We start from the raw sequence: 24,063 nt of genomic DNA, 5'->3' as shown, positions 1-24,063 counted from the left end.
GTCAGCCCACCTTCTTGAAGATGCTGACCACACACGCACCGCCGAGTCCGAGGTTGTGCTGCAGTCCGATTCGTGCTCCTTCGACCTGCCGCTTGCCGGCCTGACCGCGCAGTTGCCAGACCAGTTCGGCGCACTGGGCAAGACCGGTGGCGCCGAGGGGGTGGCCCTTTGACAGCAGGCCTCCCGACGGGTTGGTGACTACTCGTCCGCCGTAGGTGTTGTCGCCGTCCAGGATGAACTTCTCGGCAGTACCTTCGGGCGTGAGGCCAAGACCTTCGTACGTGATGAGTTCGTTGGCGGAGAAGCAGTCGTGCAGTTCCACGACCTGAACGTCCTCAGGTCCGATGCCGGCGGCTTCGTAAACCTGCGAGGCTGCGGCAGCCGTCATGTCGTAGCCGACGACCTTCATCATGTCGCGGTCCTCGAAAGTGCTTGGTGTATCGGTGGTCAGGGCCTGTGCCTCGATCACTACGTCAGCCGCCAGCCCGTGCTTGCGGGCGAACTCTTCGCTGCAGACGACAGCGGCAGCGGCACCACAGGTGGGTGGGCAGCATTGGTAACGAGTGAGCGGGCCGAAGATGTGCGGTGACTCCAGTACCTGCTCTTCGGTGAGAAGATCACGGAAGACCGCGTTGGGATTGTTGGCCGCGTGCTTACGTGCCTTGACCGAGATCTTTGCGAAGGTCTCGGGCTTGGTGCCGTACTTCTCCATGTGCGAAAGTCCTGCGCCACCGAACATCTGGGCTGCGCGCGGTGCGTCGTGGACGCCTTGGATCTCGGTCATCAGATCGTCGAAACGGTACATCGGGGCAGGGCGGTCGTCCCAAACTCGCTTGAGCGCACCGGGTTTCATCTGCTCGAAGCCGACAGCCAATGCGCATTCGACGGCGCCACTCGCGACGGCTTGGCGTGCGAGGAAAAGGGCCGACGAGCCTGTGGCGCAGTTGTTGTTGACGTTGATGACCGGGATTCCGGTGAGCCCGAGACCGTAGACGGCGGCCTGTCCGGCAGTGGAATCGCCGTAAACGTAGCCGGCATAGGCCTGCTGGACCAGCGAGTAGTCGATACCGGCGTCGTCGAGGGCGGCACGGGCGGCCGTCTCTCCCATGACGTTGTAGTTCTCACTCTTGCCCGGCTTGGTGAACGGGATCATTCCCACTCCGGCAACATGGACTTTTCTGGTCACGATTGTCTCCTAATTGATCGGATAGAAATTTACTTAACACCACGATTCGAGTTTTGTCTACTGGGTCACAGTGCGCCTTTACGTGGGACTTTCGTTGCAATTTCCGATGGTTTGCCGAGGTATGTGGATGATTTTGCGAGACTATTGCGTCAGCATGCCGATTGATGATTTACTTTCTGGGCGGCAAGGTGGCGTGTGTCACAGAGTAGGTGCCTGACGGTCGAAGCGGCCACGTCGGGTTCGCACCGGACCGGTCTCCGAGTCCCGCATCCAGTACTTCGGTGCTGAGATCAGTTCACCCAGCTTCTGTTTCGCATTGCGCTCACTCCGTGGCGCAGTTGTCGCACTTGTCTGAGAGGATCGATGAGAATGACGTTGAGCAAGCCGGCTCTTCCCACCGCCGCACCACCGCGAGAAGTAGGGGAATCCCGAGTGCGGGCATGGGGGCTCACCGGAGTTCTCGTTCTCCTTGTCGTCGTCAACTGGGCTGACAAGGCAGTCTTCGGCCTGGTTGCACAGCCGCTGGCCAAGGAATTCGGACTGACCTCTGCACAGATCGGACTGGTCGGCAGTGCATTCTTCCTGGCCTTCACCGTCGGTGGCTTCTTTGCCGGGGTACTGCACAAGTGGATGTCGCTGCGGTGGTTGCTGGTTCTGCTCTCACTGGGGTGGGCAGCGTCGATGATCCCGCTCGTGGTGGTTGCCGGTTTCGGGATGCTCCTGTTCACGCGCATGATGCTCGGATTCTTCGAGGGGCCAGCAGGCGCGCTCGTTCACACCGGTGTCTACTCGTGGCATCCTGCGGAAAAGCGTGGCCTTCCAGGAGCTTTTCTGGCTTCCGGTGCTTCGATTGCCAAGATTGCGATCGCGCCGCTGATGGCCTTGGCTGTAGCCAGTTGGGGGTGGCGAGCAACGTTCGTCATCCTCGCCGGGGTCGGCGTGGTCTGGTGTGTTCTGTGGTTGTTCACCTGGAAAGAGGGGCCGTACATGCAGCGGCCGGTTCGGAAGTCCGACACGGTTGCGTCGACAGTGGCAGACGGGACGGTTGTCGCCAAGGTGCCGCTGACGAAGATATTCTTCACGCCGACATTCCTCGGTGCGCTTGCCGCGGTGTTCACCATGTACGCTCTCATCACGGTGGTGCTCACGTGGCTGCCGTCGTACTTCGAAGTGGGACTTGGATACTCGCGGGTTCAGGCGGGAACCATGTTCGGCATTCCCAGCATCGCGGGACTGTTCTTCATGTTCCTGTGCACGTCGATCAGTGACAGGCTGATGGCGCGGGGTGCCAGCTCTCGGATCCTGCGCGGTATCGTTCCCGGAATTGCCCTGCTGATCTGTGGGCTTGCCCTCGTCAGCATGCCGTTCATCAAGACTCCGATCGTTGCGGTGCTCGTGGTATCAGTGGGTTACGGCATCGGGACGGTCATCATTCCGCAGTTCAACGCAGCGATCTCCGAAATCTGCCCGCCGCAGCAGATGGCCTCGGTACTGGGTGTTTTCATGGCTCTGATGGCCACCGGCGGTCTGATCGCTCCCTACCTCACCGGCGTCATCGTCGACAGCGCCGCAACCCCGGCCGAGGGATACGCCACCGCATTCCAGATCTTCGGAATCGCGACTGTCATCGGTGCCGTCATCGCGCTCTGCGCCGTCAACGCCACCCGCGATCGGGTGCGAATCCTCGGCTGAGCACTACTCACTTTCATTTCACAATATCCAGGAGAAACAATGCAGCGCACAGTATTCAACGAAGAGCACGAGGATTTCCGCAAGGTCATCCGTAGCTTCATTGAAGCCGAGGTAGTGCCCAACTTCTCCGATTGGGAGCGCGAGGGCATGGTGCCCCGCGACTTCTATCGCCAGCTCGGCAAGCTCGGCGTTCTCGGAATGACGGTTCCCGTGCAGTACGGCGGAGCGGGTGAAACAAGCTTCAAGTTCCAGGCTGCCCTGACCGAAGAGACGGCTCGTGCGGCAGTCAGCTTTGGCGCATTCGGTGTACACACCGGCCTGGTCCTGCCATACATCCTGACCTACGGAACCGAAGAGCAGAAGCAGCGTTGGCTGCCCGATTTCATCAGTGGCGACATGATGACTGCCATCGCGATGACCGAACCGGGCACCGGCTCGGACCTGGCGGGCATCAAGACCACGGCCAAACGGTCCGAGGACGGCACTCACTATGTTCTCAACGGCGCAAAGACATTCATCACCGGCGGCGTTCAGGCTGATCGGGTTCTCGTGATCTGCCGTACGTCACCGCCGACGGCAGAGAACCGTCGCGCCGGGTTGAGCATCCTCGCAGTGGACACGTCGAGCGAAGGCTACGAGGTCGGTCGCAAGCTCGAGAAGATCGGCATGCGCACTTCGGACACGGCAGAGCTTTCCTTCACCGACGTGCGGGTGCCGGCCGAGGATCTACTCGGTGAGGAAGGCGCAGCGTTCGGTTACCTGGCCAACAACCTTCCGCAGGAGCGACTGATGATCGCGGTCACCCAGACCGCCGCGGCCGTCGGTGCTATCGAGTTCGCTTCTGCTTACGTGCGTGACCGCAAGGTGTTCGGCCAGGCGGTGGCGGAGTTCCAGAACACCAAGTTCGTCATCGCCGAGTGCATCGCCAAGGTCGAGGCTGCGCAGTGCATGGTCGACCGGGCTCTGGAATTACACGAGACCGGCGACCTCAGTGTTGCCGACGCCGCCAAGGCAAAGCTGTTCTGCACCGAGACGGCAGCCGAGGTCATCGACAAGTGCTTGCAGCTTCACGGGGGCTACGGCTACATGCTGGAATACCCCATCGCGCGTCTGTACGCGGACACCCGTGTGTCGCGCATCTACGGCGGAACCAACGAAGTGATGAAGACGATCATCGCCAAAGCGGCCGGGTTCTGAACGAATCCAGGGAAACCATGGCAGAGCTTCTCTACGACGTCGATGACGGTGTCGCCACGATGACTCTGAACCGACCGGATCGACGCAACGCGATTACGTACACGCTGCTCACCGAGCTGCAGAACGCGCTTACGTCGGCGGCCGGTGACGAGGCCGTGAGAGTCGTCGTGCTCACGGGCGCTGGAGGGAACTTTTCGGTCGGTCGCGATCAGTCCGGTGATCGGTCGAGCCGTGTAGTGCGGGGTGATTCACAGCAAGAGGATCGCACTCGCTTGCTTGATGTTTCACGGGTGATACCAACTTTGGTGCAGCATCCCAAGCCTACGGTGGCGGTGATTCGCGGTGGCTGTGCGGGCGCCGGCTTGAGTCTCGCTCTGGCGTGCGATCTTCGCTATGCCGGAGCCGATGCGATGTTCAACACGGCCTTCCTGGGGGCTGGAATGTCCGGTGACATGGGAATGGCGTGGTTGCTGACCCGCGCAGCGGGCACATCGAAGGCGCGGGAATTGATGCTGCTGTCCGAACGAATCAAAGCTGATCGCGCTGCCTCGTTCGGAATGATTCACGAGGCTTTCGCCGAAGAATCGCTGGAAGCGAGGACTACGGAAATTGTTCAGCGGCTCTCTGTTTCGGCACCGTTGGCAGTGCGTGGTGCAAAGCTGAACCTCGATTCGGCGATGTCGCGGCCGCTGTCCGAATTCTTGATGGACGAAGCCGACCGGCTGATCACGTGCGCGTATTCCGAAGACATGGAGGAAGCGCGCTCGGCATTCCTCGAGAAACGAGTACCGCACTTCACGGGCCGCTGAAAAGAACTGGAACACATTGTTATCGGGATCAGGAGAGTGAACGAGAATGTACTTGACTCAGGGTTTACATCGGTCGGTCCAGCGTGAACCCGACGCGATCGCCGTCGTTGACGGGCAGCGCCAGTTGACGTTCGCTCAACTGGAGAGTCGCGTTGCGCGATTGGCCGGTATGTTCACGTCGTACGGGCTCGACCGAGGTGACCGGGTAGGAATACTGGCCACGAACTGTCTCGAGTATGTCGAATACTCCTTCGCCTGTGCCTGGGCGTCGATGGTCGCGTCCCCGGTGAACAACCGCTGGAGTCCCGACGAGATGGCATTTCACATCGAAGATGCCGGAATCACAGTGCTTCTCGTGGACGGACCGCGTCTGCCCGCTGCGCTGGAACTGCGTGATCGGTGCGCTGTACTGGAGACCGTGATCGTATTCGGTGCGGCGGATCTGCCCGGCGATACGGTCGACTACGACTCTGCTTTGGCGCTGCACGGTCCGATTCCCGATACTCACGCAGATCCCGATGCCTTGGCGTTGCTCATGTACACCGGCGGAACTACAGGCCGCCCCAAAGGTGTCATGCTGAGCGCAGGCCAGATCCTGACATCGGTGCTCGGAGTCCTTGCCGGTAGTGGTGAGCCGAATCTGCCAGGCCGCTCCCTGCACGTGGCGCCCCTGTTCCACCTCGCAGCCTTCGCCGGTTTGGTCCAGGCCTCGGTTACCGGATCCGTGCATGTTTTGATGGGGGACTTCACCGTCGAGAAACTCGTCGAAACCATTGCAGAGAAGGAAGTTACACAATCTCTGCTCGTGCCGACAATGGTGCAAGCGATGCTCGAATACGCTGATCGGACAGGTCTGCCGATCGACAGTCTCACCTCGATCACCTACGGCGCATCGCCGATGCCCGAACCACTGGTTCGGCGCTTGATCGAACGATCACCTGATCTTCGACTGCGCCAGGGCTACGGAATGACCGAGTTGGCCCCGGCAGCAACACTTCTCCGCGACGACGACCACCGCAATCCTGATCACCCGGAACGACTTCGATCAGTGGGACGTGCTGCGCCACACACCGAGGTGCGGATTGTCGACGCAACCGGCACAGAGCTTCCGCGCGGCGATATCGGTGAGGTCGTCGTGCGGGGCTCGAACGTCATGATGGGTTACTGGAACAACGAGGCGGAGACGGCGCACGCGGTGCGCAGTGGATGGATGCATACCGGTGACCTCGGCTTCATGGACGAGCATGGCTACGTGTTTCTCGTAGACCGACTCAAGGACATGATCATCTCGGGCGGCGAGAACGTCTACAGTGCCGAAGTCGAAGCCGCCCTGTCCCAGCATCCCGGTGTGAGCAGTTGCGCGGTCATCGGAGTACCCGACGACAAATGGGGAGAACGCGTCCATGCAGTGGTGGTGCGCACACCTGAAAACAATTCGAGCGGTGATGAACTCCGAGATTTTGTCGGTGAGCGTATAGCTCGGTACAAGGCGCCGCGGTCGGTCGATTTTGTCGACGCACTCCCGCTGTCGCCGGTAGGGAAGATCCTCAAGCGCACTCTGCGTGAGACCTACCGGTGACACAGCCATCTTCCCAACATGCTTCCAGGAGTAGAACCGTGATCGACCCACAGATTCGCGACCTCGATTTCGACGCCTACCGGCAGGTGATCCGCGACTTCACCGACAATGAGCTCATTCCTCGTGAGAACGAAATGGTCTCTGCTGGTGAGGTTCCCGCTGACCTCGTGACAAGGATGGCCGAGGTCGGACTATTCGGCATCACGCTTCCGAGGAGCGTCGGCGGATTGGGGTGGACCGTCGAACAGCAGGTGCTGCTGACTTTCGAGTTCACCCGGTCATCGGCGGTGTACCGTTCCCGATTCTCGACCAGTATCGGACTGGCTTCGCAGATCCTCCTCGAATACGGCACCGACGCTCAGCGTGAACAGTATCTACCGGCGATGGCGGCGGGGGAGTGCGTCATGGCGTTTGCTCTCACCGAGGAGCAGGCGGGTAGTGACGCCTCCGCCGTGCGCGCCACCGCTACCAACACCCCGGACGGCTACGTCATCAACGGTGAGAAGCGCTTCATCACCAACGGAGCGTGGGCTGATGTTCTGGTGGTGTTCGCCCGCACTGCGGACGGCGAGATTTCATCCTTCCTCGTAGATCGGGAATCGCCGGGGGTAGAGACCCGGGTGCCTGAATTGATGAACGGTCATGCCGAAGGCCCAGTCGCCGAGATCAGCCTGCGTGACGTTGTGGTCAGCGCCGACCGGTTGATCGGCGGTGCAACAGGTTTGGGGATGGTTCACGCGATGCGCGGAATCAACCAGGCTCGCACGCACGTTGCCGCGACCGCAGTCGGTCAGGCGACTCGGATGCTCACGGAGGCAATGAAATACGCAGGTTCTCGTGAACAGTTCGACCAACCTTTGGCCGAGTTCGGTGCCGTGCAGGCGATGCTCGGACGCAGCTATGCGGAACTCGAGGCAGGACGAGCGATGATCCTCGACTGCGCCCGTGAGTTCGACCGCGGAACGCCGCCGCGTCATCGGATTGCCGCGGCAAAGCTGTACTGCACCGAGATGGCGTCGGTGGTCGGGGACCGGGCGGTGCAGGTGCTCGGCGGGGTCGGCATCGTCGGCAATCACCCGGTACCGCGTATGTGGCGGGATGTGCGTGCGTTGCGCATCTACGAGGGCGCCTCCCAGATTCACGAACGCAACCTCGCCCGGGCGCTGCCGTCATTGCTCGGCTGAAACCCGTACTTACACAAATATTTCGAGACGAGAGAAAACCGAGGGACAATCATGGGTACCACCACAGGCCGCGGACCGCTCGCCGGACTTCGCGTCGTAGAGCTTGCCGGAATCGGTCCAGGTCCCCACGCAGCGACGTTGCTCGCTGATCTCGGCGCTGACGTCGTCCGTGTTCAACGCGCCGGTCGGATCCCCGGTCCCGGTCAGCCACGGGATCAGACCCAGCGTGGGCGTCGTATCTGCGAGGTGGACCTCAAGGACCCTGCCGGCGTCGACATTGTTCTCGGATTGATCGAGCGTGCGGACGTGCTCATCGAGGGTTTCCGTCCTGGGGTCACCGAGCGGCTCGGCCTCGGACCGGAGGTTGCGCTGGAACGGAATCCAGCCCTGGTGTACGGCCGGATGACAGGATGGGGTCAGGAGGGGCCGCTTTCGCAGGCTGCCGGGCACGACATCAACTACATCTCGCTGACCGGTGTCCTGCACGCGATCGGTCGTGCCGGTGAGCGTCCGGTTCCGCCGCTGAACATGGTGGGGGACTTCGGTGGTGGCTCGATGTTTCTGTTGTTCGGAATACTTGCCGCGCTCTTCGAGCGACAGAAGTCCGGGCAGGGTCAGGTTGTCGATGCCGCAATGGTCGACGGGACGCTGGCGCTGTCGCACATGATGTGGAGTTTCCGCGGTCTCGGACGCTGGTCTGACGAACGCGGTGTGAACATGCTCGACACCGGCGCCCCGTACTACGACACCTACGAGACATCCGACGGCAGATACATGGCCGTCGGTGCCGTCGAACCGCAGTTCTATGCACTACTTCTGGCCGGTTTGGGACTTGATCCCGCGACGTTGCCGAGCCAGAACGACAAGAGTGCATGGCCGCACACGAAGAAGGTGTTTGCCGATGTGTTCGCGTCCAAGACACGCGACGAGTGGGCGGCGATCTTCGACGGCACCGATGCATGCACGACACCGGTTCTGACGTTTGCGGAAGCCTCATCCAATCCCCATGTTGCCCAGCGTGGTTCGCTCGTGGAACTGGACGGGGTCACTCAGCATCGTCCGGCGCCGCGATTCTCCCGCTCCGATCCGGGTCTGCCGTCGGCCCCTGCCGCTGAAGCCGTTGACGCAGGGACGTTGTGGACGTGACGCTCACCGAATCTCGAGAACTCGAGTCCTTCGATCTACACACGTTGCTGAGCCTGGACGACGTCGGACCCGACAGATTCCATGGGTACTGCCACGCTGGCTCTCCCGGGCGCATCTTCGGCGGGCATCTCGCGGCACAGGGCTTGACCGCCGCTGGTCGGACAGTGCCTGCGACTGCGGTGGTGCATTCCCTTCACGGATACTTCCTCAGCTCAGGCGATCCGCGGCAGCCCATCACCTACGAAGTCGGTCGTCTTCGTGACGGACGTACGTACTGGTCCCGTCAGGTCACTGCCCTGCAACTGGCCACGCCGATCTTCACACTGTCCGTGTCCTTCAAACTTCCGGAGGACAGCACCGATCGACAGGGGGAGATGCCCGTCGTACCTGCTCCGGAGGACCTTCCCGATCCATACGAGCGCTGGGCGAGTGCGCGCGCCGACGAGTTCCGCGACAACAAGACACATCGTGCGATGGACATGAGATTCGTTGCCGACGAGGGTGAGCGCGAGCGGGGGTCGGTCGCACAGTCGGTGTGGTTCAAACCGAATCACGCTTTTCCTGACGAACCGTTGTTCCACGCTGGTGTGCTCACCTACGCGTCGGACTTGTCCTTGGCATCGACGGCCTCACTCGACATCCAGCCCCACCGGTCGTTGATGGTCGGACCTTCGCGAGTGCTGATGGCGTCACTCGACCACGCGATCTGGTTTCACCGACCCTTCCGGGCCGACGAGTGGATGCTCTTCGCTCAGGAAAGCAACTCCGCCACTGACGGTCGGGGATTCTCGACGGGCCACTTCTGGACACGCGACGGCGTCTTGGCTGCAACCGTCGCCCAGGAGTCCCTCTTGCGGAGAGTTGACGGGCCACCGTGGCCTCGGGCCTAGGATGAAGCAATGCCTGGGAAGAGTGAAGCCGAGCACCAACCACGCGTCTGTGACGCGGCGTTGGCTCGCGCTTTCAGCTTTCTCGGCAAACGCTGGAACGGTGTGATCCTGGCGACGCTCCTCGGTGGTCCGGCGGGATTTGCGGAACTCAAGCGTGCAGTGGGCAAGATCAGCGACTCCGTGCTCTCGGACCGATTGACCGAACTGGCTGGTGCGGGCCTGGTCACGCGGACCGTCGACGCCGGCCCGCCCATCGCTGTGGAGTACGAACTCACGGCGTCGGGGCAGGCGCTGCTCCCCGCTCTCAGTGAACTGACAACGTGGGCAGCCGAAAACCTGCCACCCGAGAGTTGCCCGAACTGACCTATTGCGTGTGAACAGTCTTGTGAGATTCGTACCAGGTGTCACCTGCCGGTTCTCCCGCCAAGTTCCAACTCCACGAGACTGTCGGAGTGATGCGTGAATAGATTCCGGGACCGACCATTCCTACCCTTTCGATCGGCCGCTCAGCGACTCCGTAGATCCTGATCCCGCGCGCGACAAACGGCTCGAATGACGGCATGTCGTCGATGACGAGGGCTACTTCGAGTTGTCCTGACCCGATATTGCGGAACTTCCTGGTTTTCAGGACACTCTGGCCGCCCCCGCCGATCCAGAAGTGGGCCCCGTCGTATTCGAAGGCCAATGGCACGACGTCTGGTTGCCCGTGCGGTGAGAGCGTCGCAACGCGCGCCAGTGGCTGCGACTGCATGTATGCGATTTCTTCTTCCGTGAATGCCATCTGTTCTCCTTCGGGGACGAAACACGTACGCAACGTAGATGCAACGTAATCAAAACTAGTGTTCTGGATCACACAGTGTTCGTGTGGTCGAGAGGCCTTTGGTCACGAATCTGTGGGCAGAACGGGTCCTGGTTCGCTACCGGTGGTGGATGAGGACAAGGTTCCGCGGGTTGAGCACACAGCTCGCGGAACCGCCCCACCACACGCCCCGACGAGGGCACCGGCCGACAGGAGTTCAGGTGTCCGTAGTTGCGGAAGTCTCGGCGATCGATTTCGCGGAGACCGAATTCGATTGGGCGCAGCGATCGACGCTGATTCGTGAAGTCGACCCACTCGTTCCGGGGCCACCATCCTTGGCGATGTGTCTGAGCGAGCCGACGCGCGGACTGGTCGACATCGCTTCACTGCTTCTCGCGGCTCCTTGGTTGCTTCGATCGCCGCGTGGGGACGGGCATCCGGTCCTCGTTCTCCCCGGATTGCTGACTTCGGACGTGTCGACTCTCGCCTTGAGGACGTACCTGAGCTTTCTCGGATACCGGGTTCACGGTTGGAATCTGGGTCTGAACACCGGTCCGACGGCGACGGTGGTCGACGGATTGCCTGCCGCATTGGCCGAGGTAGCTGATCGATACGAGCAGAAGGTGTCGGTGATCGGCTGGAGTTTGGGCGGTATCTACGCTCGAAAGCTGGCGAGGGATCTGCCGGATTCCGTACGTCAGGTAGTGACACTCGGAAGTCCTTTCGCTCTCACCAGTCTGGAGCAGACGAGAGTCGGATCTCTCTACGCTCGTTTGTCCGGTAATCACGCGATACTGCCTCCGGTCGACGGCATCGAATCCGAACAGGGATCGCCTATTTCCGTTCCTGCCACGTCGGTCTACTCCAGGCACGACGGTATCGTTCCATGGCAAGCGTGCTGTGAAACCTCGGCAGGCCTGTCGGAAAGCATTGCGGTGCAAGGCAGTCATATGGGGTTGACCCACAACCCGTCGGCGTTGTGGACGGTTGCCGATCGTCTGGCGCAGGACGTGGACAACTGGCAACCTTTTGCGGCTCCGAAACGGCTTCGACGCATGTTTCCCTGCTGAGGTACGAGGCTGGGGTTCGAGGCTGGGGTGTGGGGGAGAACCCTGAGTCCGACGCGGGGACGGACTCGTACCTGAGGACACACCGCGTCGGAAAAGATGGGTCCATGGCCTGATGCGCACAGGTGGATCGGCAGCGGATAGTGGAGGTCGACGCGGATGAACCGCGAGTTCCGTTGAAAGGAAACAACACATGACCTCCCCGATGAAGACCCGCAAGCTCACCCGCGCCCGCTCGGGAGCAATGTTCGGTGGGGTGTGCGCCGGAATCGCTCGATACTTCGGTTGGAAGTCGTCGACTGTCCGCTTGCTGTTCGTGCTCTCGTGCCTGCTGCCCGGCCCGCAGTTTCTGATCTACATCGTGATGTGGATTTTCATTCCTCGTGAGCAGATCTGACCGAACCGCTCAACGGCGGCGGTCTTTCAGGCATTGCTTGGCCTCGTGCAATTCCTCCGAACTCAGCGGAGGAAGGGGGAGTGCGTCACGGTGCAAGCCCTCCGTGCGTAGGCCGTCGAGCATTACCGAGAGGTATCGACGCCACACGGTCGGGTTGACGGGCTGAGCAAATTCGGTGACTGCGCCCACCATGAAGATGAGGCCGAACAGGTCCGTCGGTACGGCGTCGGGGCGCAGCATCCCGGCCTCCTGGGCCCGGTAGAAGATCCTCTCGACCGACGGTTCGATGATGGATCGTTGGCATGCGACTTGCTCGCATCCCTCGTCGGTTCCATTCAGGACGTCTTTGAGCCCGCGGTTGACCGACATACGGCTGCAGGCGAATTCGGCAAAGGTGACCAGGCCGTCCCACGGATCCGGATTGGCGAGTGACGCGTCCGCGGCCGCCGCCATGTCGGCGAAGTTCTGTTGGAAGACTCCGTCGATCAATTCTTCTTTGCTGGCGAACCGCCGATAGACCGTTCCGACGCCGACACCCGCGCGCCGGGCGACGTCGTCGAGTGTGACGTCGATCCCTTCTTCGGCGAACAATTCACGTGCGGCGTCGATGATCAACTGCCGATTACGTGCAGCATCGGCGCGAAGGGGGCGCTCCATTGCGGTACTCATGTCCCCACTCTACCCGCCAAGTGGAGACAGCCTCTCCGTTTTCGTGTAGCGTTTTTGCTAACCGGAGAAGCCATCTCCGCATAGGTTGGGCGAGGGACTATGTCAGACATTGCTGAACGGACTGAATTCGAGCAGTCCTCAGCGCCTTCAGGGGACAACCACGCAAAGCGGTGGCTGGTTCTCGCGGTTCTGGGAATTGCGCAGCTGATGGTGGTCTTGGATGCCACCATCGTCAACATCGCGCTGCCTGCTGCGCAGCGCTCACTGGAGTTCGGTGATTCGGACCGCCAGTGGATCATCACGGCATACGCATTGGCGTTCGGCAGCTTGCTGCTACTCGGCGGTCGATTGAGCGACTTGTTCGGGCGCAGGCGAACTTTCATCGTCGGGCTTATCGGCTTCGCCGTGGCTTCCGCCATCGGTGGCGCAGCCGTCAACTTCGAAATGCTTGTTGCCGCTCGTGCCGGCCAGGGCGTATTCGGTGCGCTCCTTGCCCCGGCAGCCCTGTCGCTGCTGTCCGTGACATTCACGGATCCAGGTGAGCGTGCCAAGGCTTTCGGTATCTTCGGTGCCGTTGCCGGCGGTGGTGGCGCCATCGGACTGCTGCTCGGCGGCGCACTCACCGAGTGGGTCGACTGGCGCTGGTGCCTCTTCGTGAATCTCTTCTTCGCGGCGATCGCCCTGGTCGGAGCAGTCCTGTTGCTCGCGCCGCACACCAGTGACTCGCGACCCAAGCTCGACATCCCGGGAACGATCCTGGTGTCGATCAGCTTGTTCAGCATCGTCTTCGGATTCTCGAAGGCCGAATCGGACGGGTGGAGTGCAACTCCCACTATCTCGTGGCTCGTTGCCGGCGTCGTGTTCATGGCGGCGTTCATCTACTGGCAGACCAAGTCCGAGCACCCGCTCCTTCCGCTGCGGGTGGTCCTCGACCGAATCCGGGCTGGCTCGTACCTGGCGATCTTCCTTTCCGGCGCAGGCATGTTCGCAGTCTTCCTGTTCCTGACGTACTACATGCAGCTGATCCTCGGGTACAGCCCGATCATGACCGGCCTCGCATTCATGCCGATGGTGTTCGGAATCGTGACAGCGGCAACGCTTTCGACAGCGGTTTTGCTACCGCGCGTCGGTCCGCGAGTGCTGATCGTGAGCGGAATGGTCATCGCGGCGATCGGAATGACGCTGCTGGCCCAGATTTCCGTGGACAGCACCTATGCAGTCCACATTCTGCCGGGGCTCGTTGTCACCGGACTCGGCATGGGCAGCATTTTCGCCCCGTCGATGCAGGGAGCAACTTCAGGCGTGCACCACGAAGATGCTGGCGTCGCATCTGCCACGGTCAACACGATGCAGCAGGTCGGCGGCTCGATCGGCACCGCGCTGCTCAGCACGATTGCAGCCTCGGCTTCCACCAACTACCTGGTGGGACGCGAAATGAATCCGCTGACCCAGGCACAGGCTGCCGTCGAGAGTTACACCACGACGTTCTATTGGGCCGCAGGCATATTCGCGGTCGGTGCGGTCTTGACCGGACTGGTTCTTCGGAGTGGACTGCTTCCGGATTCGCCGGAAGGTGAACCGGTAATCGCCCACTGACAGCAAATTTCGGGGTCGACGCCATTGCGGCGTCGACCCCGAAATCGAGTCAGCAGTTCTTATCGGGCGATGCCTGAAACCGATGAAGGACGTGATCGAGTTGTTCGGAGGAAAGCGCCGGGACGGGCAACTCGCGATGGCCGGTGCGGGACGCGCAGAGTCCGTCGATCATGAACCCGAGTGCGCGGCGGTAAGCCTGAGGGGCCTCGTCGCCGCCGAACTTCTGGGCCATCTTGACGACCTGCATGAGAAGCGGAATGTCGTTAACTTCGAAGTCGCTCCGCAGGGTGCCCTGTTCCTTGGCACGATTGACAAGTGCCGCGGTGTGCTGAGCGATCCCGGCGCGCGCGCGAGCGAAAGTGTCGGACGCGAAGCGCCCGTCCATCAGGAGATCGCCGAATCCGCGGTTGTCTGCCATGCGCAGGGAGATCACGTCGAGAAAGTAGACAAGACCTTCCCAGGCGTCTGGCATCTCCCGGGCGGTGGCGGCAATCGTTTCGATCTCGGAGCACCGTGTGTCGAACAGGGCCTGGATCAGCTCGTCCTTGCTGGCGAACCGGCGATAGACGGTGCCGACGCCGACGCCGGCGTGCTTGGCGACGTCCGCCAGCGTGGCGTCGAGTCCTTGGGCAGCGAACACCTCGCGAGCGGAGTTGAGGATGCGCTCGAGGTTGGCCTTGGCGTCGGACCGAAGGCGCGGCTGTGAGCAGTCGGCCGAGGTCCCCGCATGAGAAGCGTCGGGGTGTGTTGTCGGCATCCTCACAGTCTACGGCACTAAGCGGAATGATCGATTCCGTTAGTGCTATATTACTAAGCGGAACGTGTGGTTCCGATTGTCCGTATGAGAGAAGCCGATATGAGCACGTCTGACATCTGGGTCGGGAGCAATCCGATCTCGATGGTGGGTACGCGGAGTGCAGGTTTCGCGGCAACGAGGCTTCGCGCTCTTGCCGGCGACGGCGCCTTTGCTCAGCTCGTTCGTTTTGCCCTCGTCGGCGGAGCTAGCAACATCTTGTACTTTGCCGCTTTTCTGGCGCTGCGCGGTGACGGAGCGCTGGTCGCCAACGCCGTTGGTGCAGTCTTGAGCACCATTCTGGCCAACGAGCTGCATCGCCGGCTCACCTTCCATGCCGCGGATCGCGTCAACTGGTTCACCGCACAGTGGGAAGGCGGTGGACTCGCTCTGGTCGGGTTGATCGCCAGTTCGGCCGCTATCAGTGCGCTCGGCTTCCTTCTCCCCGGCGCCGACGGACTTCTTCAAGCCGGGCTTGTGATCGCAGTGAGTGGAATTGTCGGTGGCCTGCGATTCGTCGCTCTTCGCGGTTGGGTTTTCTGAGCGGTTCTCGAATTCGAATCGGACTCGGCTCGTAGGGAACACTGTGACCTATGAGCCTTTCGATAGCCGACTCCGGCATCCGTCTGGCTGTGCTCTGCATCGTCATGGCTCTTGTCGCCACGCTCGTCTACCGATTCACCTCTCTCGGTAGCGTTCGGGTAGTCCCCGGCGCACTCGTTCGTGGCGCTCTTCAGTTGGCTGCGATTTCGTTGATACTCGCCGCTGCCTTGGCTCACATCTGGTCAGCGATCCTCGTGCTTGTCGGCATGTTCGCTGCGGCGTCGTTCACCGCTGCACGACGCTGCGGCGCAGGAACGTCCGGAGCGTGGCTGACCATCGCCTTGGCGTCGGGAATCGGTGTGGTTCTGCCACTGATGCTGCTGTCCGGAGTGGTTCCGCTGGAAGGCATCGCTCTGGTGCCGATCGGCGGAATTGTTCTGGGCGGCGCTATGACTGCAACATCGATGGCAGCCAAACGCGGACTCGACGCCGTCGATGATCGATACGGGGAAGTCGAAGCCGCACTGAGCCTTGGATTTTCCCAGCGCGATGCACGGTGGGAAGTAGCCCGCACCGCAGCCTCCGACGCCCTGCTACCGGGAGTCGACCAGACGCGCACCGTCGGCCTCGTGACATTGCCCGGCGCTTTTGTCGGCGTTTTGCTCGCGACGGGTTCGGCCGTTCAAGCCGGTGCCGTGCAAATTCTTGTGCTGGCAGGGCTGCTGTTGGCGCAAACCTGCTCGGTCGCCGCGGCGTTGGAACTCGTCGCCCGCGGCTTCGTCTTTCGAGGTAAGACTGTCAGGCCTGCGCGAGTTCGTTGATCTTGTCGCTGCGAAGGACGCGGTCGGGAAGATCTGGCGTGTTTGCCGCGAGGGTGATCATTGCCCTGCCGATGTTTTCGCTGGTGGTCACGCTGCTGGGCCAGACCTTGCGCAAGAGTGGGTAGAGAGGCACGGAGATTTGATAGAAGGCCTTGTACCACCACGTCTTCGACGGCGATCCCGGGCGCGGACGGATGAATCCGGGCCGGAGGATGTAGGTCGTGAGAGGGAGGGCGAGTAGCGCATTCTCGGTCGCGCCACGTACTCGCTTCCACATGGTCTTGCTGGTTTCGGTGGAGTCGGCGCTTTCGCCGGACACGTAGACGAACACCACCTGAGGGTTCACACCCGACAGTGTCGTGGCGGCGGCAAGCGTGATGTCATGCGTGATGCGGGTGTAGTCGGCTTCGTTCATGCCGGCAGAGGAGACACCGAGGCAGAAGAAGCAGGCGTCCGCGCCGGTCAGATCGGCTTCGATCGCCGAGAAGTCGAGCATGTCGCGGTGAACGATGTCGACGATCTTCGGGGCAGTTGTACCGGACGGATTGCGGCCGACGGTCACGACTTCGTCGATTCGTGGATCGTCGAGGCATTCCCTCAGGACGCTGTTGCCGACCATTCCTGTTGCCCCGAAAACGACGACCTTCATGATGTTCCCCCCGGCGTTGGTTCCACTTTCTGTGATGCGCACACTACGGAACGGTCTGCAGTTCATCCGACCGGAGTGGCCAACTGAACGCTTGACCTGCAATTATGAGTCCATTTTGACCCGACTCGTGACTAAAGTCCCTACAAACCGGCTGGACGGTTGGCTGAAAATAGTTTTATGAACGAAGGAGTTGATGAAATACACGTTCTGGGATCGGAGTCAGCCGGTCGAATGGTAGAGGCGTCGACGATCATCGTTCTCGGTGCGCTCTGTGCCGTGGTCGCAGGTTCTGGCGTGTTCTTTGTCGTCGGATCGATTGGTGGCTTCGCCAGACTGCTCTACCTGGTTGTTCGTGGTCCGCTCAACTCTTGCTCGGTACCGGCGTCGAATGTCGAGCTGGTGCCTTCGAGAACGTCATGTGGTCGTTGATGCTCCTGAACGTGGAGTGAAGACGGTCAAGGATGTAGTTCTGACGCATGTTCCACGGTGACTTCGATCCCTGCTTCGGGAACTGTTCCACGGCACGCATGACATACCCCGACGCCAGATCCAGGATCGGCCGCTGGTCCATTTCTTCGGTCGCGTGCGGCACGCACTTCGAATAGTCGCGCTTGTCCATCTCCGTCAGCAGTCGGCACACGTACATCGACGTGAGATCTGCTCGCAGAGTCCACGAGGCGTTGGTGTAGCCGACGCACATCGCGAAGTTCGGTACGTCGCTGATCATCATGCCCTTGTAGACGTAACGATCACCGAGGGTGACGAGTTCGCCGTCCACTTCGATGGACATCCCGCCGCACGCCTCCATCTTCAATCCTGTTGCAGTGACGATGATGTCAGCTTCGAGTTCGCGACCTGACGCGAGAAGGATCCCGGTCTCGGTGAAGGTGTCGATGTGATCGGTCTCGATCGAGGCCTTGCCGGATCGGAGGGCTTTGAACAAATCGCCGTCGGGTACGACGCACAAGCGCTGGTCCCAGGGATCGTAGGAGGGTGTGAAGTGAGGATCGAGGGGGATGTCTTTCGGGAGTTGACGACTGATCGCGAGGTTCAGCATCCTCTTTGCACGCGCCGGACTGCGTCGGCACAATTGGTAGAAACTCAGGTTCACTACGACGCTCTTCCATCGAGCGATGCTGTGCGCGAGTTGATTCGGCAGTACCGCGCGAATGGTGTCCGATAATTTGTCGCTGGACGGCAGCGCCAGAATGTACGTCGGTGATCGCTGGAGCATCGTGACGTGGCTTGCGTCCCGTGACATCGTGGGGACCAAAGTGACTGCGGTGGCGCCGCTTCCGATCACAACGACCTTCTTGTCGGAGTAATCGAGTTCTTCGGGCCAGAACTGGGGGTGCACTACCTCACCGGCAAACGATTCACGTCCGGGGAAGTCGGGGGTGTATCCGCCGTCGTAGCTGTAGTACCCGCTGCAGAGATAGAGGAAGTTACAGGTCAATGTTTCGTCTTCGTCGCCGGTCGTGACCGTGACTGTCCAGGTCGAGGTCGCTGACGACCATGATGCGGCCGTCACCTTCCGGTTGTACCGAATCTTCTTGTCGATCCCGTTCTCTCGCGCGGTGTCGCGCACGTACCGCAGGATCGAATCACCGTCGGCGATTGCTTTGGCATCTGTCCACGGGCGAAACGGGTAGCCGAGCGTGAACATGTCGGAATCCGATCGGATGCCGGGATACTTGAAGAGGTCCCAGGTTCCGCCGCTGTTCGCTCGGGCCTCGAGGATTGCGTACGACTTTCCTGGGAGCTCGGTCTGGAGTCGATAAGCAGCACCGATGCCGGACAAGCCGGCGCCGACGATCAGGACATCGAGGTGTTCGGTGCTCATCAGTTCGGACTCCGTATCGACTATGTGGGGCCACCGGCAGAGTTAGTGCTCGATCACCACACTACTGAACGATGCTCAGTAAGGCGAGGAGGACCATGTGATCGTTGGTGGTCGGATTGCCGCGCACAGTGGTTTACCTGCGGCGTCGGTGAGCCCGAGGTCTCCGTGGAGCACGCCGGAAGCGTCGGCCTGCTCGACGATGTGCTCGGGGATCGCGTCGAGCATCAGCTTTGCGCGCCGGAACATCTCGAACGTCTGGTCATCGGATACCGTCACCCAGGACAGGTAGATGAAGCGTCCGCGAGGTGGACCCTGGATGTGTGGACCGAGAATGTCCCAGGCACCGGACTTTCGCTCCTGGCTCGCTGTCAGTTCCCAGCGCACTGTCTCGGTATCTCCTGGTACGAGGTCGAGGATTTCGTGTGGCTTGCCTCGGCGCTGAACGCCGACGTGGATGTTGCTGCGCCCTTCGAAGGTTGCGGTTTCGGAACACTCACGTCCGGGCAGGCTGTGACCGGTGATGATGATCTGCATATCGACATCATGCTCTGCATAGGTCGGGAGGGGTTGGCGTGGTGAGTCGTTCGGGTAGAACCTTTGTTGCGGCCGTGGTGGCGAGCATTCTGTTGTCGAGTCTCGGGTGGGGGTCAGGGGCTGCCGCGGCGACGACGGACGAACCGGAAGTCGCGGGCGCGCTGGAGTCCTATGGCGAACTCTCGGCCGCAGTGTTTCCGGTCGGCGCCGGTGAGACGCAGCGGGTCGTGTATCGCACTCTGCGTACCGCTGGCAGATGGGGGGAGTCGTCAGGGTCCGTGTTTCTGCCGGAAGGCGCCCCACCGGCGGGCGGTTGGCCCGTCATCTCCTATGCCCACGGAACTTTGGGCAGTGCGGATCAGTGTGCACCCTCGTCGACCGGATTCGGTCCGGGCGAGATCGAACCGATCGAACGCTGGTTGGAACAGGGATACGCGGTAGTAGCTACCGACTACTCGGGACTTGGTACCGACGGGGTGCTGGCCTATCTCGACGGACATGCCGCCGGCGCGAATGCGGTCGACATCGTGCGGGCTGCGCACGAGTTGTACGGCAGTGTGCTGAGTCCGCGGTGGATGGTTGCGGGTTTGTCCGAAGGCGGTCATGCGGCGTACTTCGCGGGACACGAGGCCACCACTCGTGCACCGGAATTGGATTTCCGCGGCTCGGTCGTTGTTGCCGGCCCCACCCATATGGAAGGTTTGTTTCCGTTGGGCGGACCGCTGTTTCCCGACATCGGCATCACCGGGTTGGTGGGATACGCGCTGTACGTTCTGGCCGGGATCGACGATCAACGACCCGAAGAGAACATTCGGGATGTTCTCTCGCTGCAGGGGATCGAGTGGATGGAAAAGGCTCGGACACTGTGCGCCGGAGAACTCGGCCGCCACATTCGCGCCGAACGAATCCAGTTGAGCTCGTTGTTTTCTCGGTCGGTGTGGACGCCACGCTTCCACGATCTGTTTCGCGAGATGATGCAGGTGCCGGTCGACGGCTACGACCGGTCACTGCGTGTGGTGCAGAGCGTGTCGGACACAACGGTTCCTGTCGCCCTTACCTGGGCGCAACTGGTCGACATGCGTTCGCGAGGAACGCAGTTCGAGTATCAAGAACTCAGCGGAATCAGCCACGGCCAAACGACGGTCGCTTCGATGGACCAGACCATGGAGTTCATCGATCGATTGACGAGGTGATGTTCGGCGGTGTTGTTGTTGCGGTGTTGTTGTTTCAGGGTGGTTGTTCAGCGCATACGTCGCGGCCCGTAATCGTGGCCACCGTTGGCGAACCACACGATTGCCGCAATCGCGTACAGGATGCAGACCAGGAGTAGTAGCCCGCCTGCGATCCACAGCGAGATCTGACCGAGTCGTTTCACTCGATCGGACGCGTACCGCGACCCGGCCACATCGCCGTCGGCCCACAGCGGATACACGTTGAAGGCGTGCGTGAAAGCGGAGAAGGAGAGCGGCCAGAAGAACAGCAGCGAGACCACTGCCCAACCCGCATTGACGGGCGGTCGAATCGGATGCTGAGGAACGGATTGCTGGACGGTGGGTTGATCCGGGTTGGTCATGGGGGCTCCTGACATGAGGTGGCCCTTTCGACGCTACTGCGATGGCGCTGAAGAATCACTGAGTGTGCACGATCAGCCGTAATGCCAGTCGCGATCCATCCGTCGGAAGTACGGAAAGAGTGTGGCCTCCTCGAAATCGAGGTGCGACTGCATATGATCCGCCAATTCGGAGATTGCGGCGTGTGCCCGATTGACCGTGGAGGATTCGGTGCTCAGCGCGAGTGACGCACGCTTGGCTTCCGACACGATCTCCCCGACAAGCTTGTGTTCTGCCTGCAGTCGTTCGACCGCAGGGGCCAACTCGGGAAAGTTCCTGGTCATTACCGGGAACATACGTTGATCTTCGATGGTGTGGTGCAGAGTCAGCGTGTTGCAGTAGAAGTCGCAGTTGACCCGTAGTTGCCAGACGAAATCCGCGATCGTCAGATTGTCGATCATTTCGGGTATCCGAGTCAGATCGGCGGTTTCGTCCGACAACTGTTGCAGGGCGTTCTCGAGTACCTCGATATCGGCTCGTAGAGGTTCGTGAACCTGACGTAGCTGTTCGATCATCCTCAGACCGGCAACTGTTGCCGTGTTGTGCGAATGAGGGGCGTTCACGTCAGCGCAACTCGATCCCGCTCCGCGAGCATCCTCGCTACCGGCAGGACGTCCTTTGCTGCCATCTCGATACGCTCGAATACCTCGGGGTTGAGGATAGTCGTTCCGTCGAAATCACCTGAGCTGAGATAGATCCCGACCGGAGCGGTCAGCGCTTGGAAGAAAGCGAACAGTGGACGCAGGGCATGGTCCAACACGAGAGCGTGGCGGTCGCTGCCACCTGTCGCAGCAAGAATCACCGGAGTGTTGGCAAGCGCGTACTGGTCCACGAGATCGAAGAAATGCTTGAACATTCCCGTGTACGAGCCGCGGAACACCGGTGACGCCGCGATGACGATATCGGCGGACTCGACTGCTGCCAGCGCTTCGGCGGTCACTGAGTCGACGTGATCGCGATCCAGAGCAGATGCAAGACCTGGAATCAGATCCACGATCTCGAAAACTCGTGTGTCGATCTGCTCGAAGTCTCCCAAGGTTTCGACGATCAGGTCGACGAGGGCACGAGTCTTGGAGGGTTTTTGGAGGTTGCCGACAACGGCAACAATTTTGAGCGGTGTGCTCATCGAAACTCCTATTTTTGGGACGATTTCAGTGATTCGATTTCCTTACGCACAACGGGGGCTACTTCGGTGCCGAGGATCTCGATCGCACGCAGCATGTCCTTCTGTGGCACGTTGCCGAACCCCATCTGGATCATGATGCGGTCATGATGGAACAGTTCGTACTGCGCCATCGTCTTGTCGATGATTTCCTGCGGGCCGCCGAGGAAGAACGCACCCGCGGTGGTTGCCTGCGCTTCGTATGCCCTGCGCGGCATGGGAACTCCGTTTCCCCGCTGATGATGATTCTGCATCCACCCGGCCTGGAAGTACGGGTACGACGTGTCGAGTGCTGTTTGCTTCGAGGTATCGACAAATCCTGGCGAAGCAATCGAGACAGCCAGCTTCTTCGGATCGTGTCCGAACTCCGCTGCAGCCCTGCGGTACAGATCGACGAACGGTTCGAACTGTTGGTAGCTTCCGCCGATGATGGCCAGTGAGAGGGGCAGGCCCAGTTTCGCGGCTCGGACGACAGAGGCCGGAGTACCTCCGACTGCGATCCACACCGGAATCTGACGGTCCGGGCGGGGCGTCACGTCACCGTCGATCAGTGGTGCGCGAAGTTGTCCTTCCCAGTTGATCGGGTTCTCGTCGCGCAGTTTCAGTAGTAGATCGAGCTTTTCGGCGAAGAGTTCGTTGTACTGGGACAGGTCGTACCCGAAAAGCGGAAATGACTCCGTGTACGAACCTCGGCCGGCAATGATCTCGGCACGGCCTTCGGAAAGCAGGTCGACTGTCGCGAACTGTTGGAACACACGGACGGGATCGTCGGAACTGAGTACAGTTACGGCGCTGGACAGCTTGATGTTGTCGGTAGCCTGAGCCATTGCCGCGAGCACAACTGCAGGGGCTGAGACTGCGAAGTCGGTGCGATGGTGCTCGCCGACACCGAAGACATCGAGTCCAACCTGATCGGCAACGGTTGCCTGCTCCACCAAATGGCGAAGGTGGACACCGGGATTCATCATCGCGCCGGTAGTGGGATCTGGGGTGAGTTCACCGAAATGGTAGACGCCCAATTCGAAAGCCATGTTGTTTCTCGCTATCTGTTCGTGGGGGTGATGGAAAGTTGTTCTACGTGCGCATCGCATGCGCCGCCTTGATTCGTGTGATGTGCGGCAAGTCGGGAGAAGAAGCGTTCGAGTACCGGAAGCTCCTCGGTTTCAATGAGATCGGAGAAGTATTCGGCGATCCCTCGCGTGTGTATGGCGGACGCTTTTCGAAGCGTCTTCTTGCCCGCAGGCGTCATCGATACCGTCACGACGCGTCGATCGTTGTCCGGTCGAACGCGCTCTGCCAGTCCTGCCTCGACCAATCGATCGACGACGCGCGTCACGCCACTGGTGGTGACCAGGACCAGTTCGGCCAGATCGCCCATTCGGATCGTGTTTCCCGGCGCTTCGTGCAGTCGGAGCAGAACGTCGTACTGGCCAAGGGTGAGCCCGGTGGTGGTTCGAAGGTCCGCCTCCATCTTGCCGAGGATGACGCTGTGGCTGACCACTAGGTCGCGCCAGACGGAACCACGTCGACGTTCATCGGTAGTCATCGGTGACAGCCTCCATTTATTTGCGCTCGCAAGTATTGCTTACTCAAATAATACGCCTGGATCGATCGAACTATTCCCCGCTCTCATTTGTGCTGGTAGCAAGGTATTGACTCGAACACGTGTTCGAGTATTGTTGGGGGTGGGGATCGGGGGATTCAATGAGCGTCTTGTTGTCGGATGTGGTGTCGGGTTCTGCGGTGGGGTTGCGCGGACGTCTGTGGCAGTTGTCTGCTTCTGAGTTGCGTGCTGCTGCTATCGAGGCGAGTGCGGAGATTCTTCGTCTCGAGGCTGTGCGTGTGGCGGTGGTGGACGAGTTGTCGTTGCGGCCGGATGATCAGGTGATTGCCAGCC

The 24,063-nt window shown here is 60.9% G+C and carries 26 protein-coding genes and 1 pseudogene; 15 read left to right on the top strand and 12 right to left on the bottom strand.

The window, feature by feature from the left end; genetic code table 11:
- Position 1 precedes the first annotated feature (1 nt).
- Positions 2–1,186, bottom strand: coding sequence for a lipid-transfer protein (locus QMA15_RS23530; RefSeq protein ID WP_172932567.1), 1,185 nt, complete (start codon positions 1,184–1,186; stop codon positions 2–4).
- A gap of 369 nt (positions 1,187–1,555) precedes the next feature.
- On the opposite strand from QMA15_RS23530, the gene QMA15_RS23525 reads away from it, so the two are divergent.
- The 8 genes from QMA15_RS23525 to QMA15_RS23490 are packed head-to-tail and all read left to right on the top strand — an operon-like array spanning position 1,556 to position 10,046.
- Positions 1,556–2,878, top strand: a complete 1,323-nt coding sequence (locus QMA15_RS23525) for an MFS transporter (RefSeq protein ID WP_232253214.1) — start codon at positions 1,556–1,558, stop codon at positions 2,876–2,878.
- A gap of 39 nt (positions 2,879–2,917) precedes the next feature.
- Complete coding sequence (locus tag QMA15_RS23520) at positions 2,918–4,075, top strand: acyl-CoA dehydrogenase family protein (protein WP_020908988.1); 1,158 nt, start codon at positions 2,918–2,920, stop codon at positions 4,073–4,075.
- Between the two features lie 17 nt (positions 4,076–4,092).
- Complete coding sequence (locus tag QMA15_RS23515) at positions 4,093–4,884, top strand: enoyl-CoA hydratase-related protein (RefSeq protein ID WP_290286812.1); 792 nt, start codon at positions 4,093–4,095, stop codon at positions 4,882–4,884.
- A 46-nt stretch (positions 4,885–4,930) separates the two neighbouring features.
- Positions 4,931–6,463, top strand: a complete 1,533-nt coding sequence (locus QMA15_RS23510; protein WP_046379215.1) for a long-chain fatty acid--CoA ligase — start codon at positions 4,931–4,933, stop codon at positions 6,461–6,463.
- A 38-nt stretch (positions 6,464–6,501) separates the two neighbouring features.
- Positions 6,502–7,647 (top strand): acyl-CoA dehydrogenase family protein, encoded by a 1,146-nt coding sequence (locus QMA15_RS23505; protein WP_197941576.1) that lies wholly within the window; start codon positions 6,502–6,504, stop codon positions 7,645–7,647.
- 51 nt (positions 7,648–7,698) lie between these two features.
- Positions 7,699–8,793 carry a CaiB/BaiF CoA-transferase family protein gene (locus tag QMA15_RS23500; RefSeq protein ID WP_197941577.1) on the top strand — a complete coding sequence of 365 codons (1,095 nt, stop codon included), beginning with the start codon at positions 7,699–7,701 and terminating at the stop codon, positions 8,791–8,793.
- Positions 8,790–9,683 carry an acyl-CoA thioesterase domain-containing protein gene (locus tag QMA15_RS23495; RefSeq protein ID WP_069145795.1) on the top strand — a complete coding sequence of 298 codons (894 nt, stop codon included), beginning with the start codon at positions 8,790–8,792 and terminating at the stop codon, positions 9,681–9,683. The genes QMA15_RS23500 and QMA15_RS23495 overlap by 4 nt, the downstream gene beginning before the upstream one ends.
- Before the next feature lie 9 nt (positions 9,684–9,692).
- A complete protein-coding gene (locus QMA15_RS23490; protein WP_019745158.1) occupies positions 9,693–10,046 on the top strand; it encodes a helix-turn-helix domain-containing protein in 354 nt (117 codons plus the stop codon).
- 1 nt (position 10,047) lies between these two features.
- On the opposite strand, the gene QMA15_RS23485 is transcribed toward QMA15_RS23490, so the two are convergent.
- Complete coding sequence (locus QMA15_RS23485; protein ID WP_019745157.1) at positions 10,048–10,464, bottom strand: PPOX class F420-dependent oxidoreductase; 417 nt, start codon at positions 10,462–10,464, stop codon at positions 10,048–10,050.
- A 239-nt stretch (positions 10,465–10,703) separates the two neighbouring features.
- Here QMA15_RS23485 and QMA15_RS23480 point away from each other — a divergent pair, with 239 nt between their 5' ends.
- Both QMA15_RS23480 and QMA15_RS23475 read left to right on the top strand, forming a co-directional pair.
- Complete coding sequence (locus QMA15_RS23480; RefSeq protein WP_041815226.1) at positions 10,704–11,552, top strand: alpha/beta hydrolase; 849 nt, start codon at positions 10,704–10,706, stop codon at positions 11,550–11,552.
- Between the two features lie 190 nt (positions 11,553–11,742).
- Positions 11,743–11,946 carry a PspC domain-containing protein gene (locus QMA15_RS23475; protein WP_019745155.1) on the top strand — a complete coding sequence of 68 codons (204 nt, stop codon included), beginning with the start codon at positions 11,743–11,745 and terminating at the stop codon, positions 11,944–11,946.
- Between the two features lie 9 nt (positions 11,947–11,955).
- On the opposite strand, the gene QMA15_RS23470 is transcribed toward QMA15_RS23475, so the two are convergent.
- Positions 11,956–12,615 (bottom strand): TetR/AcrR family transcriptional regulator, encoded by a 660-nt coding sequence (locus QMA15_RS23470; RefSeq protein WP_019745154.1) that lies wholly within the window; start codon positions 12,613–12,615, stop codon positions 11,956–11,958.
- Positions 12,616–12,714: 99 nt separating this feature from the next.
- On the opposite strand from QMA15_RS23470, the gene QMA15_RS23465 reads away from it, so the two are divergent.
- Positions 12,715–14,211 (top strand): MFS transporter, encoded by a 1,497-nt coding sequence (locus QMA15_RS23465; RefSeq protein ID WP_003940566.1) that lies wholly within the window; start codon positions 12,715–12,717, stop codon positions 14,209–14,211.
- 49 nt (positions 14,212–14,260) lie between these two features.
- On the opposite strand, the gene QMA15_RS23460 is transcribed toward QMA15_RS23465, so the two are convergent.
- Entirely contained in the window at positions 14,261–14,968 is a 708-nt protein-coding gene (locus QMA15_RS23460) for a TetR/AcrR family transcriptional regulator (protein WP_020970663.1), read from the bottom strand.
- 141 nt (positions 14,969–15,109) lie between these two features.
- Between QMA15_RS23460 and QMA15_RS23455 the strand changes: the two genes are divergently transcribed.
- Positions 15,110–15,547 (top strand): GtrA family protein, encoded by a 438-nt coding sequence (locus QMA15_RS23455; RefSeq protein WP_020908979.1) that lies wholly within the window; start codon positions 15,110–15,112, stop codon positions 15,545–15,547.
- Between the two features lie 50 nt (positions 15,548–15,597).
- Positions 15,598–16,368: an ABC transporter permease gene (locus QMA15_RS23450; RefSeq protein WP_290286800.1), complete on the top strand. Its 771-nt coding sequence runs from the start codon at positions 15,598–15,600 to the stop codon at positions 16,366–16,368.
- Here the strand turns inward: QMA15_RS23450 and QMA15_RS23445 are convergent.
- The 3 genes from QMA15_RS23445 to QMA15_RS23435 form a co-directional block, all read right to left on the bottom strand.
- Positions 16,346–17,017, bottom strand: coding sequence for an NAD(P)H-binding protein (locus QMA15_RS23445; protein WP_290286798.1), 672 nt, complete (start codon positions 17,015–17,017; stop codon positions 16,346–16,348). The two genes, QMA15_RS23450 and QMA15_RS23445, sit on opposite strands and share 23 nt — an antisense overlap.
- A gap of 361 nt (positions 17,018–17,378) precedes the next feature.
- Positions 17,379–18,860 carry an NAD(P)/FAD-dependent oxidoreductase gene (locus QMA15_RS23440; RefSeq protein WP_290286796.1) on the bottom strand — a complete coding sequence of 494 codons (1,482 nt, stop codon included), beginning with the start codon at positions 18,858–18,860 and terminating at the stop codon, positions 17,379–17,381.
- A gap of 75 nt (positions 18,861–18,935) precedes the next feature.
- Positions 18,936–19,394 carry a DUF5990 family protein gene (locus QMA15_RS23435; protein WP_020908975.1) on the bottom strand — a complete coding sequence of 153 codons (459 nt, stop codon included), beginning with the start codon at positions 19,392–19,394 and terminating at the stop codon, positions 18,936–18,938.
- Positions 19,395–19,432: 38 nt separating this feature from the next.
- Here QMA15_RS23435 and QMA15_RS23430 point away from each other — a divergent pair, with 38 nt between their 5' ends.
- Positions 19,433–20,587, top strand: a complete 1,155-nt coding sequence (locus QMA15_RS23430; RefSeq protein WP_290286794.1) for a lipase family protein — start codon at positions 19,433–19,435, stop codon at positions 20,585–20,587.
- 47 nt (positions 20,588–20,634) lie between these two features.
- Here the strand turns inward: QMA15_RS23430 and QMA15_RS23425 are convergent, their stop codons facing one another.
- From QMA15_RS23425 to QMA15_RS23405, 5 genes are all read right to left on the bottom strand, one after another.
- Positions 20,635–20,967: a CD225/dispanin family protein gene (locus QMA15_RS23425; protein WP_003940071.1), complete on the bottom strand. Its 333-nt coding sequence runs from the start codon at positions 20,965–20,967 to the stop codon at positions 20,635–20,637.
- 72 nt (positions 20,968–21,039) lie between these two features.
- Positions 21,040–21,567 (bottom strand): hemerythrin domain-containing protein, encoded by a 528-nt coding sequence (locus QMA15_RS23420; protein WP_020908972.1) that lies wholly within the window; start codon positions 21,565–21,567, stop codon positions 21,040–21,042.
- Positions 21,564–22,130, bottom strand: coding sequence for an FMN reductase (gene msuE, locus QMA15_RS23415; protein WP_019745144.1), 567 nt, complete (start codon positions 22,128–22,130; stop codon positions 21,564–21,566). The genes QMA15_RS23420 and msuE overlap by 4 nt, the downstream gene beginning before the upstream one ends.
- Positions 22,131–22,138: 8 nt before the next feature.
- Complete coding sequence (locus tag QMA15_RS23410) at positions 22,139–23,197, bottom strand: LLM class flavin-dependent oxidoreductase (RefSeq protein ID WP_021332078.1); 1,059 nt, start codon at positions 23,195–23,197, stop codon at positions 22,139–22,141.
- Positions 23,198–23,208: 11 nt separating this feature from the next.
- Positions 23,209–23,712, bottom strand: a complete 504-nt coding sequence (locus tag QMA15_RS23405; protein WP_020970654.1) for a MarR family transcriptional regulator — start codon at positions 23,710–23,712, stop codon at positions 23,209–23,211.
- A 158-nt stretch (positions 23,713–23,870) separates the two neighbouring features.
- Between QMA15_RS23405 and QMA15_RS23400 the strand changes: the two are divergent.
- Positions 23,871–24,063 (top strand): annotated as a pseudogene (locus QMA15_RS23400) (HNH endonuclease); the annotation flags it as partial.

Origin of the sequence: Rhodococcus sp. APC 3903 (genome assembly GCF_030407755.1) — a bacterium.
Classification (GTDB): domain Bacteria; phylum Actinomycetota; class Actinomycetes; order Mycobacteriales; family Mycobacteriaceae; genus Rhodococcus_F; species Rhodococcus_F erythropolis.
Note: the sequence above shows the minus strand (reverse complement) of the source record. Positions and strands in the feature narration are given on the sequence as shown.

Coding starts and splice junctions, on each gene's coding strand:
- QMA15_RS23525 (WP_232253214.1), top strand. CDS start 1,556: ATGACGTTGAGCAAGCCGGCTCTTCCCACCGCCGCACCACCGCGAGAA.
- QMA15_RS23520 (WP_020908988.1), top strand. CDS start 2,918: ATGCAGCGCACAGTATTCAACGAAGAGCACGAGGATTTCCGCAAGGTC.
- QMA15_RS23515 (WP_290286812.1), top strand. CDS start 4,093: ATGGCAGAGCTTCTCTACGACGTCGATGACGGTGTCGCCACGATGACT.
- QMA15_RS23510 (WP_046379215.1), top strand. CDS start 4,931: ATGTACTTGACTCAGGGTTTACATCGGTCGGTCCAGCGTGAACCCGAC.
- QMA15_RS23500 (WP_197941577.1), top strand. CDS start 7,699: ATGGGTACCACCACAGGCCGCGGACCGCTCGCCGGACTTCGCGTCGTA.
- QMA15_RS23490 (WP_019745158.1), top strand. CDS start 9,693: ATGCCTGGGAAGAGTGAAGCCGAGCACCAACCACGCGTCTGTGACGCG.
- QMA15_RS23485 (WP_019745157.1), bottom strand. CDS start 10,464: ATGGCATTCACGGAAGAAGAAATCGCATACATGCAGTCGCAGCCACTG.
- QMA15_RS23475 (WP_019745155.1), top strand. CDS start 11,743: ATGACCTCCCCGATGAAGACCCGCAAGCTCACCCGCGCCCGCTCGGGA.
- QMA15_RS23470 (WP_019745154.1), bottom strand. CDS start 12,615: ATGAGTACCGCAATGGAGCGCCCCCTTCGCGCCGATGCTGCACGTAAT.
- QMA15_RS23465 (WP_003940566.1), top strand. CDS start 12,715: ATGTCAGACATTGCTGAACGGACTGAATTCGAGCAGTCCTCAGCGCCT.
- QMA15_RS23460 (WP_020970663.1), bottom strand. CDS start 14,968: ATGCCGACAACACACCCCGACGCTTCTCATGCGGGGACCTCGGCCGAC.
- QMA15_RS23455 (WP_020908979.1), top strand. CDS start 15,110: ATGGTGGGTACGCGGAGTGCAGGTTTCGCGGCAACGAGGCTTCGCGCT.
- QMA15_RS23450 (WP_290286800.1), top strand. CDS start 15,598: ATGAGCCTTTCGATAGCCGACTCCGGCATCCGTCTGGCTGTGCTCTGC.
- QMA15_RS23445 (WP_290286798.1), bottom strand. CDS start 17,017: ATGAAGGTCGTCGTTTTCGGGGCAACAGGAATGGTCGGCAACAGCGTC.
- QMA15_RS23440 (WP_290286796.1), bottom strand. CDS start 18,860: ATGAGCACCGAACACCTCGATGTCCTGATCGTCGGCGCCGGCTTGTCC.
- QMA15_RS23435 (WP_020908975.1), bottom strand. CDS start 19,394: ATGCAGATCATCATCACCGGTCACAGCCTGCCCGGACGTGAGTGTTCC.
- QMA15_RS23425 (WP_003940071.1), bottom strand. CDS start 20,967: ATGACCAACCCGGATCAACCCACCGTCCAGCAATCCGTTCCTCAGCAT.
- msuE (WP_019745144.1), bottom strand. CDS start 22,130: ATGAGCACACCGCTCAAAATTGTTGCCGTTGTCGGCAACCTCCAAAAA.
- QMA15_RS23410 (WP_021332078.1), bottom strand. CDS start 23,197: ATGGCTTTCGAATTGGGCGTCTACCATTTCGGTGAACTCACCCCAGAT.
- QMA15_RS23405 (WP_020970654.1), bottom strand. CDS start 23,712: ATGACTACCGATGAACGTCGACGTGGTTCCGTCTGGCGCGACCTAGTG.